At 48.9% G+C, this 3,763-nt stretch carries 5 protein-coding genes; 1 reads left to right on the plus strand and 4 read right to left on the minus strand.

Features of this window, described 5'->3' with window-relative positions:
• Positions 1-286 precede the first annotated feature (286 nt).
• The gene (gene tmk, locus Q0413_RS11095; RefSeq protein WP_298990534.1) at positions 287-913 is read right to left on the minus strand and encodes a dTMP kinase; all 627 of its coding nucleotides are present in this window, start codon (positions 911-913) and stop codon (positions 287-289) included.
• Positions 914-1,280: 367 nt separating this feature from the next.
• On the opposite strand from tmk, the gene Q0413_RS11100 reads away from it, so the two are divergent.
• The gene (locus Q0413_RS11100) at positions 1,281-1,430 is read left to right on the plus strand and encodes a hypothetical protein (RefSeq protein ID WP_298990537.1); all 150 of its coding nucleotides are present in this window, start codon (positions 1,281-1,283) and stop codon (positions 1,428-1,430) included.
• On the opposite strand, the gene Q0413_RS11105 is transcribed toward Q0413_RS11100, so the two are convergent.
• The 3 genes from Q0413_RS11105 to Q0413_RS11115 all read right to left on the minus strand — a co-directional run bounded on the left by Q0413_RS11105 (position 1,427) and on the right by Q0413_RS11115 (position 3,633).
• Complete coding sequence (locus tag Q0413_RS11105) at positions 1,427-2,530, minus strand: hypothetical protein (protein WP_298990540.1); 1,104 nt, start codon at positions 2,528-2,530, stop codon at positions 1,427-1,429. The two genes, Q0413_RS11100 and Q0413_RS11105, sit on opposite strands and share 4 nt — an antisense overlap.
• 72 nt (positions 2,531-2,602) lie before the next feature.
• Positions 2,603-3,079 carry a pantetheine-phosphate adenylyltransferase gene (coaD, locus tag Q0413_RS11110; protein ID WP_295151818.1) on the minus strand — a complete coding sequence of 159 codons (477 nt, stop codon included), beginning with the start codon at positions 3,077-3,079 and terminating at the stop codon, positions 2,603-2,605.
• A complete protein-coding gene (locus tag Q0413_RS11115) occupies positions 3,079-3,633 on the minus strand; it encodes a UbiX family flavin prenyltransferase (RefSeq protein WP_298060862.1) in 555 nt (184 codons plus the stop codon). The genes coaD and Q0413_RS11115 overlap by 1 nt, the downstream gene beginning before the upstream one ends.
• Between the last annotated feature and the right edge of the window lie 130 nt (positions 3,634-3,763).

The following is a 3,763-nucleotide window of genomic DNA, read 5'->3' on the forward strand; positions in this document are numbered from 1 at the left end:
GGAATTCCACCCGCAAATCCGTGGCTTAAAATTCCGTGCAAGATTTCGCTTATGAAATCCCGCGCCCTTTCGGTCTATGGCGGAATTTTAAGACAGAATTCCGTGGCTAAATTTTACTGCGAAATTATAAAACAAATTTCGCCCATGAAATTTTACCTAGAATCTCTCCTGTAAAATTCCATAACGAAATTAGGAGATGAAATTTTATGGGCGGAATTCCATAGCTAAAATTTCACGGCAGAGCTTAGAAATCAATTCCCGCGGCAAAATTACACGTCTTAAAATTTTAAGAAAGTATGAAATCTTTTATCTGATCGCAGATTGCTTCTTCGGATTGTGCGGCGTCGATTTGCAGGGTCTCAACGCCGCACGCCTTGCATGCCTGCGCCATAAGATCTTGCACGCGCATTAGGTATCTCAGCCCGCGAGCCTCGATTATATCGCTGTTAGCGCGCGTTTTGAGCCGATGCCCGATGAGCTGTTCGTCCGCCGAAAACAGCACGATTTTATCTGCGAATTTGCCCCCAAGCGCAAATTTATTAAGCGCGATAAGCTCGCTAATATCCGCGTTTTCGTCGTTTGCCAGCGCATAGGCAAGCCCCGAGATGAAGCCGCGATCGCTTAGCACGAGCCTGTCCGCGCCGCCCTTTATCACGCGCTCGTAGTGCTCGGCGCGGTCTGCGAGAAACAAAAGCAGCTCGGCGCGCTTTGAAATTTCGCCGCAGGCCTCGCGCAGATTTACGCTGCCGCGCCGCCACTTAAAATCCTCGCCCAAAACGAGGCTTCGCACCGCCTCGCCGAGCTTCGTGCCGCCGGGCTCCTTAGTCACGATCGCCTGCGGAAAAATCGCCGCCAGTCGCGCTATCTGCGTGCTTTTGCCCACGCCGTCGATACCTTCGAATATTACATACATTTTTTGCCTTTAAATTTGTGCGCTATTTTACAAGCTTATAGCTAAATAGCGGCTTTTTTAACAACCTGGCGTAAAATTTAGACCCTAAATCGGGCTTTTGCGCGAGCTTGTACGAGCCTCTTTTGATCTTTCGGCGTAAAATTTTATCGGGCGCTTTGTTGCTCGGCTCCTGCTTTTTGCAGCACGGCTCGCGGTTAAATTTTAGCGCTCGGACGGATGAGCCGCATAACAGCAGGCGAGTAAATTTGCGCTTAAGGAGCGCGTACCGAGCGGAGCGGAGTAGGGCGTCAGCCGATAAAGACGGCGCGCCGTGCGGATAGAATGGCACATCGGGCGAGGTAGGGCGCCATTATATACATGGTAGGATATGTGCTTTGCGAAGCGGATGGCGTTAGATGGAATGGGCGGCACTTCGGGCGGAGCAGGGCGGCGTTATGCAGAGTGGGGCGCATTACCTAGCGGTGCGGGCGGGCAAAACGCTATGTGCGATGAGAAAATCGTAACGATGAAATTTTAAATTTTGCCCTTATACGTGCTTACAAGCTCTGGATTTATTGCTATGAAATTTTTCTGCAGATCGCCAAGATCGCAATCGGTAGCCGTGATCGTAAAATCCTCCGTCATATCGAGCGCAAATTCGCCAAGATCTGCTTTAAGCTGCTTCACGCACTCCCAAATAAGCTTTTTAGCCTGCGCATATTTATCATTTAGCTGCGTTTCCTGATTGAAAAGATCAAAAATTTTCGCCGTTTCGTAGTCTACTTCGACCTCGGCTCGAAACTCGTAATCAGGAACTAGCCAAAGAAGCCAGCCGTCCTTTCGTGCAAGCCACTGCGCGCGCTGTTCTTGCGAGCCGAATCCGATGATTGGCGGCAAACTCCTATTGTCGCAAGCTAAATTTATGCAGTAGAGCTTGCAGTCTGGCGCATGCTTTTTGATCGTCTCTTTAATCGCGGGCAGCAGCCTATGCGCGGCGAGCTCATAGAGCTTTTTGTAGCTCATATCCTTATCGGGCTTTTGATAGCGCACATAGCCATTTTCAGTTATTAAGCTCAGCTCGCCCATTGCGTCAAATTCATAGTTTGTTACGTCATTTCTTCTGCCTGCGCGAGGGTGCTCTACATACTCCCGTCTTTGTGCGAGTTTGCCGCCTTCGTAAGTAAAATTTTCTATCCCATAGGCGTTGTTGTCAAAGGCCGAGTAGATGGACTTTAGCTCGCCATCCTCATAGATAAATCTTTTTATATTGAAGCATCCTACGCATCTTTTATTGTAGCAACCGAAATGATATTTTAAAACTTCGTCCCGCCCCCAAAAATAAAGGTTTTCAAAGAAATGTTTTTTGTCGTCATGTTGTCTTTCAAAAACGACGCGATCTTGCGCGTCAAAGCCGTATTCGTAGGCGTTTACGATCTTTTTTGGTTTAGTTTTTAAAATTTTGCCCTTAAAGAAGCGGTTATATTCGAAATAAAACGGCTCTAAATTGATATACTCGTCCGACGCCCAGCGCCTGCTTACGGCCTGCGCTTCGGCTATTTTATGTAAGGCTTTGTATTCATCTCTCACGCTTTTTAAAAACGTTCGCAGTCTTTCTATCTCATCCATTGCTTCGCTCATTTTATCTCCCGTGTGGTTTGTAAATTTTAAATTTAGCTGCGCCTGCGGGCTAAATTTTAGTCGCTTGCAAGCTCATTTTTTTAAAAATTTTAAAATTTCGCTCGGCACGAGGTGCGAAACGTCGCCGCCGTGGCTCAAAACGGAGCGGACAATCGAGCTTGAGATGAAGGCGTTTTTGAGCGTCGGCATCAAATACACGCTCTCAAATTTCTCCCATAGCGAGGCGTTTGCATAGCCGATCTGCAGCTCGTACTCAAAGTCGCTAACCGCGCGGAGTCCGCGGATAACGAAGCGCACGCCGCAAGATTTAGCAAAATCCACGAGCAGATTATCAAAGCTTTGCACGCTCACGCCACGAAGCCCGCGTGTCGCGGCTCGCGCCATCTCTAGTCTGGATTTTAGGCTGAAGTAGGGCTTTTTGCTCTCGTTTAGCGCGACTGCGACGATGACTTCATCAAAAAGCCCCAGCGCGCGCTTGATTACGTCCAGATGGCCGTTCGTAATAGGATCGAAAGTGCCCGGATAGATACATTTTCTTGAGTTTTGCATTATTGCCACCTCTTAAACAGCTCGTTTTGCACGCCCAGCGCGTCGCACCACTTGCCGATTATGAAATTTTTTAAATTTTGCACGCCGCAGTAGCCTGCGATCACGGGCGGAGCGATGATGACGCCTAGCGCGGCTAGCTCGCTCATTTGTCGCAGGCTGATCGCAGAAAGCGGCATCTCACGCACGCCAAGAACTAGCCGCTTTTGCTCTTTTAGCGCGACTGCGGCGGCGCGCGTGCTTAGGCTGTCGCAAAGCCCGCCGTAAATTTTAGCCAAAGAGCCGATAGAGCAGGGCGCAAAGATCACTGCATCAATGCCAAAGGAGCCTGAAGCGGGCGGCGCACCCAGATCGGTATCGGGATAAAATTTTACACTCATAAATTCCGTGGATTTTAAGACCTCGTCCGCGTCTATGCCGCTTTCAGCGCGTAGAACGCGGCGCGCGCCCTGCGTAAGCACGGCGTGAATTTCATGCGGTGAGCTGGCAAGAAATTTAAGCAGATCAAGCCCGATCTCACAAAAACTGGCGCCGCTTACGCAAACTAAAATTTTCATTTCAAGGCTTTCATATCGAAATTTTGTGGTTTAAAAACAAACGCGGCGGAAGGAATTTTAAAATTTGAAGTTAAGATGGAGCGGGAAACGAGAGTCGAACTCGCGACATCAACCATGGCAAGGTTGCGCT

It is taken from the genome of uncultured Campylobacter sp., from assembly GCF_938045465.1.
Lineage (GTDB): Bacteria > Campylobacterota > Campylobacteria > Campylobacterales > Campylobacteraceae > Campylobacter_B.